The sequence below is a fragment of the Flavobacterium sp. GSP6 genome (assembly GCF_003984855.1).
GTDB lineage: Bacteria > Bacteroidota > Bacteroidia > Flavobacteriales > Flavobacteriaceae > Flavobacterium.
Map to the genome: position 1 here is coordinate 272215 of NZ_RYDO01000001.1, position 13035 is coordinate 285249.

Annotated in this window: 10 protein-coding genes; 3 read left to right on the forward strand and 7 right to left on the reverse strand. The window is 36.6% G+C overall.

Going from position 1 to position 13035, the window contains the following annotated elements:
- Positions 1–78 precede the first annotated feature (78 nt).
- The 3 genes from EKM03_RS01235 to metG form a co-directional block, all read right to left on the reverse strand.
- On the reverse strand, positions 79–1335 hold the full coding sequence (locus tag EKM03_RS01235) for an OmpA family protein (RefSeq protein WP_126739737.1): 1257 nt from the start codon (positions 1333–1335) through the stop codon (positions 79–81).
- 284 nt (positions 1336–1619) lie between these two features.
- The gene (locus EKM03_RS01240) at positions 1620–2312 is read right to left on the reverse strand and encodes an HAD family hydrolase (protein WP_126457686.1); all 693 of its coding nucleotides are present in this window, start codon (positions 2310–2312) and stop codon (positions 1620–1622) included.
- 206 nt (positions 2313–2518) lie between these two features.
- Positions 2519–4579 (reverse strand): methionine--tRNA ligase, encoded by a 2061-nt coding sequence (gene metG, locus EKM03_RS01245; RefSeq protein WP_126576686.1) that lies wholly within the window; start codon positions 4577–4579, stop codon positions 2519–2521.
- A gap of 385 nt (positions 4580–4964) precedes the next feature.
- On the opposite strand from metG, the gene EKM03_RS01250 reads away from it, so the two are divergent.
- The gene (locus tag EKM03_RS01250; RefSeq protein ID WP_126452148.1) at positions 4965–6512 is read left to right on the forward strand and encodes an aldehyde dehydrogenase family protein; all 1548 of its coding nucleotides are present in this window, start codon (positions 4965–4967) and stop codon (positions 6510–6512) included.
- A 295-nt stretch (positions 6513–6807) separates the two neighbouring features.
- Here EKM03_RS01250 and EKM03_RS01255 read toward each other — a convergent pair whose 3' ends face one another.
- The 4 genes from EKM03_RS01255 to EKM03_RS01270 all read right to left on the reverse strand — a co-directional run bounded on the left by EKM03_RS01255 (position 6808) and on the right by EKM03_RS01270 (position 10866).
- Positions 6808–7533 (reverse strand): metallophosphoesterase family protein, encoded by a 726-nt coding sequence (locus EKM03_RS01255; RefSeq protein WP_126452327.1) that lies wholly within the window; start codon positions 7531–7533, stop codon positions 6808–6810.
- 274 nt (positions 7534–7807) lie between these two features.
- Entirely contained in the window at positions 7808–8947 is a 1140-nt protein-coding gene (locus EKM03_RS01260) for an ATP-binding protein (protein WP_126457683.1), read from the reverse strand.
- A gap of 244 nt (positions 8948–9191) precedes the next feature.
- On the reverse strand, positions 9192–9944 hold the full coding sequence (locus EKM03_RS01265; RefSeq protein ID WP_126457682.1) for an SDR family NAD(P)-dependent oxidoreductase: 753 nt from the start codon (positions 9942–9944) through the stop codon (positions 9192–9194).
- Between the two features lie 49 nt (positions 9945–9993).
- Positions 9994–10866, reverse strand: coding sequence for an aldo/keto reductase family oxidoreductase (locus EKM03_RS01270; protein ID WP_126452142.1), 873 nt, complete (start codon positions 10864–10866; stop codon positions 9994–9996).
- A gap of 212 nt (positions 10867–11078) precedes the next feature.
- On the opposite strand from EKM03_RS01270, the gene EKM03_RS01275 reads away from it, so the two are divergent.
- On the forward strand, positions 11079–12083 hold the full coding sequence (locus EKM03_RS01275) for a MoxR family ATPase (protein WP_126452140.1): 1005 nt from the start codon (positions 11079–11081) through the stop codon (positions 12081–12083).
- 80 nt (positions 12084–12163) lie between these two features.
- Positions 12164–13027 carry a DUF58 domain-containing protein gene (locus EKM03_RS01280; RefSeq protein WP_126457681.1) on the forward strand — a complete coding sequence of 288 codons (864 nt, stop codon included), beginning with the start codon at positions 12164–12166 and terminating at the stop codon, positions 13025–13027.
- The last annotated feature ends 8 nt before the right edge of the window (positions 13028–13035 follow it).

Genomic DNA, 13035 nt, shown 5'->3' on the forward strand with positions numbered 1-13035 from the left:
CAGTTAGATAAGGTGTAGTTCTAAAAAAAGCCCTAAAGAAATTTTCCTTTAGGGCTTTTTTATAAGTAAGTATGAAGCTTATTTTACGGAGAACGTAACTCTTCTAACTAATTTTCTTGCATTTACTGAATTTTTATCTACAGAGGTATCTTCACCGTTTGCAACAACATTCAATCTTGATGCATCAATGTTAGCTTTTACCAATGTAGTTTTAACATGGTTAGCTCTTGCTGTAGATAATTTATCATTGTAAGCAGATCCTCCTAATTCATCAGCATGACCAATAATGTCTACTGAAGCAGAAGGATTGTCTCTCAAGTATGTTAAAATAAAACTAGTAGCTTCTGTAGATACGTCAGTTGGTCTTGATTGATCAAAGTTAAAATAAACAGCAACATAACCACCATTAATTAAACTTTTGATCAATTCATTATCGTAAATAACAGTACTGTCACCTGTTTTGCTCGCATAATTTTTCATTATAAAAGCTTCTGTTTCATCAGGAACATTGTTGTTATTTTTATCAATTGATCTTCCTTTTGTGTCAACCAAAGCTCCTGCAGGGGTATTTTCTTCTTGATCTAAATAATTAGCTACGCCATCTCCATCCGTATCCAGCATTTTATTTTCGATAGCCATAAATCTTGTATCAATTGCATCAAATTTACCTTCGTGATCGATAACCCAGTCCGCATGTTTTTCGTTTTTACCTAAGTAAACTGTTAAACCTACTGTACCATTAAAAAGAATCCCTGAGAAACCTCTGGCATCACGAGTACTTGCACCATCAAAAGCGGCATCTTGCGCAGCATTAAGAATAGTTGTGAAATCTCCCGTTAGAGCAATTCTGTTTGATAGTTTAATTTGACCTGTAACACCGGCCATAAAGTTACCCATTCTGTCTTTCAACGCCGAATTTTGGTCTTCTAATTGTGCTAAACCAAAACCTGCATGACCCAATAAACCAAGAGTGTTTGTCCATGTTTCAAAATTCATGATTCTTCCTAAATTAGCGACGGCTTGAATATCTGCTCTGTAATATTTAGTGTCAAAATCAATTGAATTGTTTTTGCCTTGGAAGCTGTTGTATCCAATGTCAGCCTTTAAACCAAATTTGTTGTTGAACATATATCGAACTCCAAGATCAGCAACAAAAGGACTAGGTGTAGAGGTGAAATAACCAGCAGTCATTGGTCTTTGTGTTTTATTAACACCGCCTGCTAATTCAACAGACCATTTGTTGTAATCGTTTTCAGTATTTTTCTGAGGTTCTGTTTGAGCGCTTAAAGTTGTAATCGCTGAAGCAAAAACTAACGTAAGTATGATTTTTTTCATCATATAAAAATTTAAAGTTTTTACAAACCTACAGTACAAAAATGGAGGATAGCCGGTAAAGAGTAAATTATATAAGGATTCGTTCCAATTGTAATAAACAATGTACTAAAACGGGCGTTTTTTAAATGTTTTAAAGCATTTTTGATGCCTCAAAATAGGTATTTATATGCTGAATTTGTATCTTTTTTACTTAAAAAAGAGGTTTAGAGGGGCTAAATTTAAGCCAGAACAGATCCGACAAATGCACTCGCATACTCTAATTTGAGCCAATTGGATTGGTGGATTTATCGTAATTCCAATCGTTTTAAAACGTCTGTTATTTTTTTGAAAGCAATGAAATTTTCGTGTTCTATTTTATGGTCAATTTTTTCATGTGCCCAAGTGGTATGAAACGGAATGTGAACGGCATGTCCGCCAATGGCTAAAACCGGAAGTATATCTGATTTTAAGGAATTGCCAATCATAAAAAATTCCGAAGGTTGTATTTCCAATCGTTTGATGAGATCGGAATAATCTTTTTCCTGTTTGTCTGACATCACTTCTATATGGTGAAAATAATGTCCCAAACCAGAATTGTGCAATTTTCGGCGTTGGTCTAATAAATCGCCTTTGGTAGCTACAACCAATTTGTATTTTCCGTTCAATGCGTCTAAAGTTTCTTGAACACCATCCAATAAAACGATAGGTTTCTCCAGCAATTCTTTTCCATATTGAATAATTTTTTCGATTATTTCAATAGGAATGGTATTATTCGAAATATTCATCGCGGCTTCAATCATCGAAAGAATATAGCCTTTGATTCCGTAGCCGTATAATTTCAGATTGTCAATTTCGACCTTGAAAAGTTCTTTAGAAATTCCCTGATGCGATAAATAATCTTCCATCAAACCGCAGAATTTTTTCTCCGTTTCATCAAAATAGGTTTCGTTGATCCATAAGGTATCATCGGCATCGAAGGCAATTACTTTTAAGCTCATATTTTTTTATTTACCGCGAATTCGCTAATTAAGTAAGTCGAAAGTTTAAAAGTCGTAAAGTCAAAAGAATTAACTTTAAGTAAAACAGCTTAAAATCAGATTGTTACATAATTTCATCCTGATTTTAAAATACGACATTATACCATGGTTATTACTTAATATATTTAAGATTACATATTAATTAGCAAATTTGCGGTTGTTTTTTCTTAATTTATAGTCTCTCCATTGGCAACGCCATCGGTATCCGGGTTTACAAAAACCAGTTTCCCTTCGGCATTAGTGGTCATCAATATCATGCCCTGACTTTCTACGCCACGAAGGTTTCTTGGAGCCAAATTCACTAAAACAGTAACTTTTTTCCCTATTATATCTTCGGGCTTAAAACTCTCCGCAATTCCTGAAACAATGGTGCGTACGTCAATTCCGGTATCTATTTTCAAAATCAAAAGCTTGTTCGCTTTTGGCATTTTTTCTGCTTCCAAGATTGTTCCCGTACGGATATCCATTTTGGCAAAATCCTCAAATTGAATTGTTTCTTTCTGTGGTTCGGCTACTTTATTCTCTGCTTTGTTAGCCGTTTTAGTCGCCTCTAATTTGTCAATTTGTTTCTGTATTTCCTCGTCTTCAATTTTGGCAAACAATAATTCCGCTTCTCCAATTTGGTGACCAGCTGGAATCAAATCAGAGTTTTGAGCAACAGTATTCCAATTCAAAGGACTTTTTATTTTTAGAATTCTTGATAATTTTGTAGCTGTAAACGGCAAGAAGGGTTCGCAAAGTGAACTCAACGCAGCCGCAATTTGCAACGCAACGTACATTTGTGTCTGCACGCGCTCCGGATTGTCTTTGATTACTTTCCAGGGTTCTTCGTCGGCTAAATATTTATTTCCTAAACGAGCCACATTCATCAACTCGCTCAACGCTTCCCGGAATCTGTAACGCTCCAGAGAACTTGAAATCACCGCTGGATACGCTTTCAATTCCGTCAAAGTAGCTTCGTCCACTTCCGAAAGTTCATTTGGAGTAGGTACAATTCCGTTGTAATATTTATTGGTTAAAACTACCACGCGATTAATGAAATTTCCGTAAATCGCCACCAATTCATTATTGTTTCTCGCCTGAAAATCTTTCCAGGTAAAATCATTGTCTTTTGTTTCCGGTGCATTTGAGGTCAACGCATAACGCAACACGTCTTGCTGATTCGGGAATTCTTCCAAATATTCGTGCAGCCAAACCGCCCAGTTTTTTGAAGTCGATAATTTATTTCCTTCCAAATTTAAGAACTCATTTGCAGGCACATTGTCCGGCAAAATATAGCTTCCTTCGGCTTTCAACATCGCTGGGAAAATAATGCAATGGAAAACAATATTGTCTTTCCCTATAAAATGAACTAGTTTCGTGTCTTTATCTTTCCAGTATGGTTCCCAATCTTTTCCTTCGCGCAAAGCCCATTCTTTTGTAGAAGAAATGTAGCCAATAGGCGCATCAAACCACACGTATAATTTTTTTCCTTCGGCACCTTCAACAGGAACGTCAATTCCCCAGTCCAAGTCACGAGTTACTGCACGAGGCTCTAAACCACCGTCAATCCATGATTTTACTTGTCCGTAAACATTCGGTTTCCAGTCGTTTTTATGTCCAACAAGAATCCATTCTTTCAGGAAATCTTCATAACGATCCAAAGGCAAAAACCAGTGTTTCGTTGCTTTCATAATTGGCGTTTCGCCTGTAATGGTCGATTTTGGATTAATCAAATCCGTAGCATTCAACGTAGAGCCACATTTTTCGCATTGATCGCCGTAGGCTTCTTCGTTGCCACATTTTGGACACGTTCCCACCACAAAACGGTCTGCCAAAAATTGATCCGCTTTTGCATCATACAATTGCTCGGTCACTTCCTCAATAAAATCACCTTTATCATACAGCTTTTTAAAAAATTCCGAAGCCGTATCATGATGGATTTTAGCCGAAGTTCTGGAATAATTATCAAATGAAATTCCAAAATCAGAGAATGATTTACGTATAATTCCGTCATATTTATCGATTACTTCCTGTGGTGTAATACCTTCTTTTTTAGCTTTCATCGAAATCGCCACGCCGTGCTCGTCACTTCCGCAAACAAACAAAACGTCTCTCCCCTGCAATCTTAAATATCTGGAATATATGTCCGAAGGTACGTAGACACCCGCCAAATGGCCAATGTGAATTGGGCCGTTCGTATAAGGCAATGCCGCTGTAATTGTATATCTTTTTGGATTCTGTATCATGATTCTATTTTATTGAGCACAAAAATAAGCAATCCAATTTTTATTTGGAGCTATTTCCCACTATCCCTTGCAAATATATTCACGGAACGTCGCAGGAAATAAAAGTTAAGATAAGTAATTGTTCTGTTTTTAAGATAAAATAGAATAGATTTACAACTATAGGGGATTAAAACTATAGTGTGTATCCGATTTTATTTTGCCTACCGATAACAAGGAACCTCAAAAGAAGATCATTTGGATAGAATTCTGAGATCTATAAAAGGGTTTGTTTTATAAAAAACAGATTTTGGATCCAAAGAACAAAATAAAAGTAGCAATGTTTAGTATTTGACGTTAAATCAATATATTTGTAAATAATATAACAATTTTTAATAAAAAAGTTACAATGATAACAATAGCAGATCAATTCGGAATCAAAGACGCCCTAAAGCAATTAGGGATTGAGGAGGTAAATGAAGGAACATCAACAGGAGCAGCTAATTTTGCCAATGGAAAAATCATCGAAAGTTATTCACCAGCAGATGGGACTTTAATTGGAAAAGTAAAAACGTCTTCTAAGGAAGACTATGAAAAAGCAATGCAAAAAGCTTCGGAAGCATTTTTAGAATGGCGTATGGTTCCAGCTCCTAAAAGAGGGGATATCGTTCGCCAGATGGGAGATGAATTAAGAAAATTCAAAGAGCCTTTAGGAAAACTAGTTTCTTATGAAATGGGAAAAAGTCTTCAAGAAGGATATGGCGAAGTACAGGAAATGATTGATATCTGTGATTTTGCGGTGGGATTATCCCGTCAATTGTACGGATTAACCATGCACTCTGAAAGACCTTTGCACCGGATGTATGAGCAATACCATCCAATAGGAACGGTTGGAATCATTTCAGCGTTTAACTTTCCGGTAGCAGTTTGGAGTTGGAACGCTATGATTGCTTGGGTTTGCGGTGATGTTGCCATCTGGAAGCCAAGTTCAAAAGTACCTTTATGTGGAATTGCTTGTCAGAACATCATTAAAACAGTGTTAAAAAGAAATAACGTTCCTGAAGGCGTTAGTTGTTTAGTAACAGGAAATGAATCCGGAGACTTAATCAATAATGATAAGAGAATTTCGCTGGTTTCTTTTACAGGATCAACTAGAATAGGTCGTCACGTATCAAAAACTGTTGCCGAACGTTTTGGAAATACTATCCTTGAATTAGGAGGGAACAATGCTATTATCGTTTCGGAACACGCGGATATCAGTATGGTATTAGTCGGAGCGGTTTTTGGAGCGGTAGGAACAGCAGGACAGCGTTGTACCTCAACCAGACGTTTAATCATTCACGAAAGTGTATATGACAAAACGATCAGCGTGTTGAAAAATGCGTACGGACAATTGCAAATAGGAAATCCATTGGATGAGAATAATCACGTAGGACCGCTGATCGATAAAGGTGCTGTTCAGGAATATTTGAATGCGATTGAAAGCGCTAAAAAAGAAGGTGGAAAAATTATTGTTGAAGGTGGTTTGGTTGAAGGCGAAGGATATGAAAGTGGTTGTTATGTAAGACCATGTATCATTGAAGCTGAAAACCATTTTAACATTGTGCAAACAGAAACTTTTGCTCCTATTTTATATGTAATGAAATACAGCACGATTGAAGAAGCGATTGCGTTGCAAAACGGAGTTCCACAAGGACTTTCTTCTTCTATTTTTACAAACAGCATGAGAGAAATGGAATTGTTCCTTTCTCAATCGGGTTCTGATTGTGGAATTGCCAACGTAAATATTGGTACTTCAGGAGCTGAAATTGGTGGTGCTTTTGGAGGGGAAAAAGAAACTGGCGGCGGACGTGAATCGGGTTCTGATGCATGGAAAGCCTACATGAGAAGACAAACTAATACTATCAATTACGGAACCCAATTGCCATTGGCACAAGGAATAAAATTTGACTTGTAACCCCAAAATAGAATTAACTAAAAAAGGCAATTTGAATATTTCAAATTGCCTTTTTTAGTATTACAAATTCCTTGTAAACTTATTAAAAAACACGCACAATAATCTTTGTGATGTAATCTAACCCGTCATACACATCGAAAAAAACAAACCCTTTTCTACAGCAATAATAAAATCCAAAGTGCCCAGACAAATATATTTGACTTAGACGATTTTTTTTTGTTTTTTAAAGCTTGTGCAAGTGTTAATGTGGCAGTAATAGATCACTTTTAAACACAGGTTTAAAAAAATAGGACATCTAATTTCTTCCTTTTTCGTCAAAATACAATTGGTTCAAAGGTTCACTTTGCCAAAACTCCTTGGTGTCAACATCCATAATAGTCAATGGTCCTTTGAAGGCTGCTCCGGTATCTACATTCCAAACATTTGCCTTTTGAACGGGAGTCGTTTCACCTATTCGGGTGACAGGCGTGTGACCAATATAGATTTCATTATATAAAGTAAAGCGTTTTGGGTAAAACGCATGGTCGGTTTTCATTGTCGTGTCTAATGCCAAGGCCGTTTCCCATAAGGTTCTGTCCCAATAGAAAAGCCCGGGAAAATATTCAAAGTCAACACCATTCATATTCGTAAAACCGGCATGGACAAAAAGCCGTTGTTGCTCGTCCAGATGAAAATTTTCTAATGATTTCAGGAATTCAATGTGTTTTTTCTTGGTTTCTAAGCCAACCGTTTCGTAGGCTAAAACAGTTGCTTCTCCACCATGTTTGTGCCAAAGCAGATTGTCTTTGCTTTCGCCGAGCCATTCCAGCAATAAATCATCATGGTTCCCACGGATGCAGATGCAGTTTTGTTTGGTTTTCAGAGCAATGATAAAATCTAGTACTTGAGGCGATTGACTCCAGCCATCGACGTAATCTCCCAGAAAAATCAGGGTGTCGTTTTTAGTAACATTGGCTCTTTCCATAATTTGGTGCAATGCTCGCAAACCACCGTGGATATCGCCTATAACAAGTGTTCTCATGTACGGGTTGTTCATTTATTAGTCTAAAAACAGCAAGAAATACGAGCTGTCTTTCAAGGTATAAAATTAAGTAAAAGAGTGGTGAAGTACTACTTTTTAACTTATTTTTTTAACTAAAGTTAAAGGAGCTCTTTTTTAAAAATTCTGATTTTTATTGCAAATAACAGGGCTAAATTCCTCAAATCTCATTTTAAAGTAAAACTTAAAATATCACTACTTTAGGGGTTTATTTTACTTTTCAGGACATTTTAAAAATAAATAAATCAACAAAAAATTACTGCACATCATATTTCATCTTTCTCAAAATTCGCAACGCTTCCTTAAACGATAAATACACGTGGTTGAAAGGTTTCAACAGTACTTTGGCATCTATTAGCTTTTGTTTGGCTTCTTCAAAACCGTTGAGGTAGCAAATCATAAATGTTGAGGGTAAATTCTCTAAATCTTTTTCTTCTCGTTTGCTTAATGAAAGTCCTTTTTGGAGTTTGTTCAGCAAAGTAATATTGGCATTATAAATATGGAACAGCATTTTCTTGTTGAATTCCGGTGGTTGAAAAAGCATCTCTCTCTCAATTTTATAATAGCCATTGTCGTGAAAATGAATCGTTTGTTTTTCTAAAGGATAATAACTCGTTTTATCATTCAGACCCAAAGGAACATACTCAATAATGGTAAAAGTATCTTCGTCAAAAGTGATTTCGACCACATCCTGAGCCGAATAAAACAGCTTGATTTGTTCGTTGATCAATTCAATATCCACGCGGGATAAATACGTTTTATCACGGGATTTTTTTGCAATTCCTGCCCAGCAAATCACAAATAACTCCTTGAATACTTTATACTTTGGCGACATGTCTTTGTGGCGTAAATTCATAAAATCAATCACGCCATCAAGTGTGTATTCAATGCTGTTTCGGGAGTTGTTTTCAATGCCAATTACGGTTTCCGTATTCTGATAATTCTTTTCAATTTCGCCTTCAACCGGTGTCGTGTTGCTGCCTCTTCGGATAAAAATACTGTTGGCAGGAATCGTGTGAATTCCTTTTTTGAAATAGGAGGTGTTGCTTTTTGGCTTGATTGTTACCAGTCCGATAACCTTGTCCTTTGGTAGATTTGGAAAAGGTATATTTTCATATTGAATTTTGGGTGGATTCTCCAGATAGGCATTCACTAAATTCTGAATCCGACTGTCATCAAAAAAATCATCCCCCACAATAGTATTGTCTTGGTCTTCAACCCCCACTACAATATAGGAGTTATTCATAGGGTTTGAATTGGACAGCGCGCAAATGTGTTTGAGAAACTTGGCTTTTCCTTCCCGTGTATGCAAATTTAACTGGCGCTTTTTGTCATAAAAACTACTTTCATCATTGTGAGCAAGCAGGTTTTTAATAAGAATGCGTTTGTTGATCATTGGTACTGTTTATTATGTATTTTTTTTTTCAGTGTTGTAAAGACATATTTGTTGATCCTATTTTGATCCTTTTCTATCAGAATATTTTAATAAACTACCGCTAATTCGCAGATTTTAAAATTAATTAGAAAATCTGCGAATTAGCGGTTGCATTTTTACCTGTTGCATTTTTTGTTTATTCCCTTTTATAAATATAATGATAACTCGATGTATTGTAGTGTTTTATAATAAATAATGGGGATAATCAATTCCTTTTTAAAATAGTAGCAGCGGCTTGTGCGGTTGGCAACACCATCAAATCGGCAATATTTACATGGTACGGTCTGGAAACTACAAAGTGAATAATGTCAGCAATGTCTTCAGGATGTAATGGCTCAAAACCTTTGTATACATTGGCGGCTCTGTCTGTATCGCCTTTGAAACGCACTTCACTGAATTCTGTTTCCACGGCACCGGGATGAATGGCTCCCACCCGGATTCCATAAGGATTCAAGTCCATTCGCATAGCTTGGTTTAAGGCATCAACAGCATGTTTGGAAGCACAATAGACGTTTCCGTTTGGATATACTTCTTTTCCGGCTATGGACCCAATGTTGATAATATGACCTGATTTTCGTTCGATCATTTGTGGGATTATGGCTTTTGAGACATACAAAAGTCCTTTTACATTGATGTCAATCATGGCATCCCAGTCGTCTAAATCTCCTTTTTGAATGGGGTCTAAACCATGTGCATTTCCGGCATTATTAATCAAAACATCAATTGTAGCAAAGACTTCCGGAATAGAATTGATGCTTTCGAAAACCGCTTTTTTATCTCGAACGTCAAAAGACAACGTATGCACTTTGGTAAATGCTGAAAGCTCCTTTTTGAGTTCAGTCAATCGGTCCTCACGGCGTCCGCAAAGAATAATCTGATAGTTATTTTTAGCTAATATTTGTGCTGTTGCTTTACCAATTCCGCTGGTGGCTCCGGTCACTAAGGCTGTTTTAGTCATGAAATTTTTTTCTTTTTTGATTCTAAAGTTGTTGAGTTGAATAGGGATTCTAGGCTACATTTGTTCCCATACTTGCTGCCCAAATAGCAAACCAATCTTCTTTGTCTAATTCTAATTCAACGGCTTTCATCAAGGATTGGATTCGGGCTACATTTACCGTTCCGGCAATAGGAATTACTTGAGCAGGGTGTTTTAAAATCCAGGACAGCAAAATCGAGTCGGAGCCTAAATGGTATTTTGAAACTAAGGTCGCCAATAATTTTTTTAAGCGATGGGTTTGCGGAATATCTTTTCTGAAAACAGATCCAAGTGGATTCCAAGACATAGGCCGAATGTTATTGGCCTGCATATAATCAAAACTTCCATCCACCATAGGTTCGAAATTAGTGGCCGAAAATTGGACTTGATTGTACAAGACTTCTGTTTTTTGACCAATTAATTCGGTTTGTGTAGAAGTGAAATTAGAAACTCCAAAATCGATGATCTTCCCTTCTGATTTTAGCTTCAAAACGGCTTCGGCAATTTCATCCGGCTGCATCAAAGGACTGGGTCTGTGTAGTAAAAGCACGTCTAAATAATCGGTATGCAGGTTTTTTAAGGAGTTTTCAACGGACCAGATGATGTACTCTTTTGAATATTCATAATGTTTGATCGTATTGTTCCGGTTTTCGGTCACCATTTGGATTCCGCATTTGGATATCAATTGCATTTTTTCCCGGTCAATACTGCTGGCTGCAAATGCTTTTCCAAAATCAGACTCGGTGGTGTAATCCCCGTAGATATCAGCATGGTCAAAAGTGGTGATTTTATTTTCTAAACACACATTAATCATGTTTTCCATTTCTTTGGTATTGAGATTTTTATCCCAAATCCCCCAGTTCATGACGCCTGCTACAATGGGTGATAATTTAGTTTTATTCATGTTTTTTATTTTTTATTAAAATGCGTAAATCTTCAAATTCGAAATATATTTTCCAAAGTTCTTAAAAATATAAAAATTGTATCATAATTCGGCCTTAAAATTAAGTCTTTTGTCGAAGTTTTAACCATTTTTTAACATCTTACTTCTAAAAAAAAATTCAATTTGCACCTTCAAAACGACGGCATTAAATTCAAGGTTTTAAAAATAATAAAATGGAAGAAAATACAGCGGCTTTAGACATCAGAGCAATCAATGAAAAAATTGAAAGAGAGAGTGCTTTTATAGACCTTCTCACAATGGAAATGAACAAGGTTATTGTAGGTCAAAAGCACATGGTGGAGCGTTTGTTGATTGGACTTTTGGGTCAGGGTCATATTTTATTAGAAGGAGTTCCCGGATTAGCAAAAACATTAGCGATCAATACGCTTTCACAAGCCGTACATGGTTCTTTCAGCAGAATACAATTTACGCCGGATTTATTGCCTGCGGATGTTGTGGGAACAATGATTTACAATATTAAGCAAAATGAGTTTTCGATAAAAAAAGGACCAATTTTTGCTAATTTCGTCCTTGCGGATGAGATAAATCGTGCACCTGCCAAAGTACAATCCGCCTTACTGGAAGCCATGCAGGAAAAGCAAGTAACTATTGGAGACACTACTTTCAAACTAGACCGTCCATTCTTGGTTTTGGCTACTCAAAATCCTATTGAACAAGAAGGAACGTACCAATTGCCTGAAGCCCAGGTGGATCGTTTTATGTTGAAAACGGTTATTGATTACCCAAAAATGGAAGACGAACGTTTGATTGTTCGCCAGAACCTGAAAGGGAGTTATGAAAAAGTTAATCCAGTAGTTTCAGTAGAGCAAATCTTGCGCGCACAGGAAGCCGTTCGGGAAGTATACATGGATGAAAAAATAGAGAAATACATTCTGGATATCGTTTTTGCCACACGGTACCCGGAGAAATACAAATTGGCTGATTTGAAACCGTTAATCAGTTTTGGAGCATCTCCTCGAGGAAGCATCAATTTAGCAAATGCTGCAAAATGTTACGCTTTTATCAAACGTCGCGGTTATGTAATTCCAGAAGATGTTCGGGCGGTAGTGCATGATGTATTGCGTCACAGAATTGGTGTTACCTACGAAGCAGAAGCCGAAAACATTACTTCGGTTGATATTATTAACAAAATTGTAAACGAAATAGAAGTACCATAAAAGTGAATAGTAAAAAGTGAATAGTAATTAGCCTTTTTTGGTTGCTACTCACCACTCACTTCTCACTAATTACCAAAGAAATGGATACAAAAGATCTCTTAAAAAAAGTACGAAAAATAGAAATCAAAACCCGAAGATTGAGCGATCACATCTTTTCGGGGGAATACCACACATCTTTTAAAGGGCGCGGAATGACGTTCAGCGAGGTGCGTCAATACCAGTTTGGAGATGATATTCGTGCTATTGATTGGAATGTTACGGCGCGATATAATGAAGCGCACGTAAAAGTGTTTGAGGAAGAACGGGAATTGACCATGATGTTGATGGTGGATATATCAGGATCAGAAAGTTTTGGTTCGAAAAATCAATTCAAGAAAGATATTGTTACGGAGATTGCGGCAACAATGGCTTTTTCAGCCACACAAAACAATGATAAAATAGGTTTAATTTTGTTTTCTGACGCAATCGAATTGTATATTCCGCCAAAAAAGGGAAGATCGCATGTATTGCGCATCATCAGGGAATTGATCGAATTTCAGCCCAAAAGCCGTAAAACAGATCTTGCCCAAGCCTTAAAATTTTTATCGGGAACCCAGAAAAAGAAAGCTATTGTGTTTGTAATTTCTGATTTCATGTCGGAAGAGTATGAACATACATTAAAAATAGCCTCTAAAAAACACGATATAACTGGGATTCGCGTGTACGACATTCGGGAAGAAAAAATGCCGAATTTAGGGATGGTTTCTATGCTTGATGCCGAAACCGGAGCAATTGAATTGATAAATACCAGCTCGAAAGCAGTGCGAATGAATTATGAAAAACAGTACCATAATAAAGTAACCTATTTTAAAGAAACATTCAGTAAATCAGGTTCAGGTGTGGTAAACACAAGAGTTGATGAAAGTTATGTGACTAAATTGCTGAGTTATTTTAAATCGAGATAAGGGTTCAA

Excerpts from the sequence above, each read along its gene's own strand:
- EKM03_RS01250 (WP_126452148.1), top strand. The coding sequence starts at position 4,965 with ATGATAACAATAGCAGATCAATTCGGAATCAAAGACGCCCTAAAGCAA.
- metG (WP_126576686.1), bottom strand. The coding sequence starts at position 4,579 with ATGATACAGAATCCAAAAAGATATACAATTACAGCGGCATTGCCTTAT.
- EKM03_RS01275 (WP_126452140.1), top strand. The coding sequence starts at position 11,079 with ATGGAAGAAAATACAGCGGCTTTAGACATCAGAGCAATCAATGAAAAA.
- EKM03_RS01270 (WP_126452142.1), bottom strand. The coding sequence starts at position 10,866 with ATGAATAAAACTAAATTATCACCCATTGTAGCAGGCGTCATGAACTGG.
- EKM03_RS01265 (WP_126457682.1), bottom strand. The coding sequence starts at position 9,944 with ATGACTAAAACAGCCTTAGTGACCGGAGCCACCAGCGGAATTGGTAAA.
- EKM03_RS01255 (WP_126452327.1), bottom strand. The coding sequence starts at position 7,533 with ATGAGAACACTTGTTATAGGCGATATCCACGGTGGTTTGCGAGCATTG.
- EKM03_RS01260 (WP_126457683.1), bottom strand. The coding sequence starts at position 8,947 with ATGATCAACAAACGCATTCTTATTAAAAACCTGCTTGCTCACAATGAT.
- EKM03_RS01280 (WP_126457681.1), top strand. The coding sequence starts at position 12,164 with ATGGATACAAAAGATCTCTTAAAAAAAGTACGAAAAATAGAAATCAAA.
- EKM03_RS01240 (WP_126457686.1), bottom strand. The coding sequence starts at position 2,312 with ATGAGCTTAAAAGTAATTGCCTTCGATGCCGATGATACCTTATGGATC.
- EKM03_RS01235 (WP_126739737.1), bottom strand. The coding sequence starts at position 1,335 with ATGAAAAAAATCATACTTACGTTAGTTTTTGCTTCAGCGATTACAACT.